Raw genomic sequence first — 1468 nt, 5'->3', positions numbered from 1 at the left:
TCAGGACTTAGGCAAATTGACCTTTAAAGCACCATCTTTAGGGGCGAATGGCATTTGCTAAGGTAGAGCTGCCGATAACGCACTAGCTATATGTAGAGTCCCTATGTGGGATGTATTCAAAGTCCCTACCTATTCCCTATTCCCTATCCCCTATTCCCTAAGCACAAAAATCATAGCTAAATTCACCAATGCCGACTTTATCTCAAGCTTACGAACCAACGACCTTCTTCAGATTGATGCAACTTCAGCGAAGTACACAGCTCCAAATATTTGGGAAATTTTTTACTTGGTTGGAACCGCTTAATAGTTTTAGTAATTGGTCTACCATATAAACGATTAAACTCACTGCCGAGATTAGATATAGGAACAGACTTATCTGGAGAGCTATCAGTTAAGTTAGTCACAATTTTTACTAAGACTTTTTCCATGACTTCTTGAGAAGTAATCTCGGCAATATCAGTAATATTGTCAGAGACTTCAATCTGATTATTTGTGGAAGGATTTAAAATCTTTTTTTCCGGTTTAAACAAATTAAAAATGCTGACATAAGTTTGGGATTTTTCCGACGGTTGATGAATTGCAAAATAAGCTGGAAAATTGACAAATATTTGTCTAGACTTTTGGTCAGGAAAGTGATTTAAAACTACATCTTTAAGATTCACTTTATAGGTTTCTTTATACAACGCAGAAATTCTCGAAAATTTAATCCATTGTAGTCCTATTTTTTCTGATTCAGACCTGATTAACTCCTGTAATTGAATAATAAATGTGTCAATAGTAGGTATGTCTGGGACAGAAATCGCATATACTTGTGACTCCCCAGTTTGACTATTTAAAACAGTAATTTGGTTTTTATATTTCCGTACTTGATACACAGTTAATCCATGAGATTGAAGAGTAGTACCCAGATGAGTTAATCCTCGATCTGAAGAACAAACTAAAACTTCTTTAGCTGTGGGATAATTGACAAAAATAGAAGCACCTACAGTTGCCATTTTCAAATCAGCACTATCCTTGCCAGGAGGAACATGAATTAATTGATAACCACGTTGATGAAATTCTTCATCTTTTTTTCCCATACTGCGCCAATTAGCAAAAGCAACCTTAATTTGAATCGGATAATTGCAGATATCTACAAGGATTTTTTCTGTTTCAATATCAAGGTGTAAATTTTCTACATCTAACAATAAAATCGCCATACCAGACTCAACCAATTTAGTTCCATTTGTAGAGAAATCAGGAATCTGAGAATTAGTAATTTTGTCTGATGAAATGATATTTATTTCTGGATAAATGAATCTATCTATCTGAGAAATTAAAGCATTATATCGATCGGAATTAATAAACTCGGGAGTCAGAAGAATATGAAGATAATTTATGACTTTAAGCTGTAAATCCTCCTTGGTTGCAGCACAAGAAAGCCCTTTTGTCAACTTATTAGTCAAAGTAGATTGATTCTTGGCATAGA

At 34.4% G+C, this 1468-nt stretch carries 1 protein-coding gene; it reads right to left on the bottom strand.

What is annotated here, in order from left to right; all coding sequences use genetic code 11:
- Positions 1-197: 197 nt before the first annotated feature.
- Positions 198-1468: hypothetical protein (locus F6K13_RS32900; RefSeq protein WP_287289894.1), on the bottom strand; the 1271-nt coding region annotated here is incomplete at its 5' end.

The organism is Okeania sp. SIO2B9 (assembly GCF_010672505.1).
Lineage (GTDB): Bacteria > Cyanobacteriota > Cyanobacteriia > Cyanobacteriales > Microcoleaceae > Okeania > Okeania hirsuta.
Note: the sequence above shows the minus strand (reverse complement) of the source record. Positions and strands in the feature narration are given on the sequence as shown.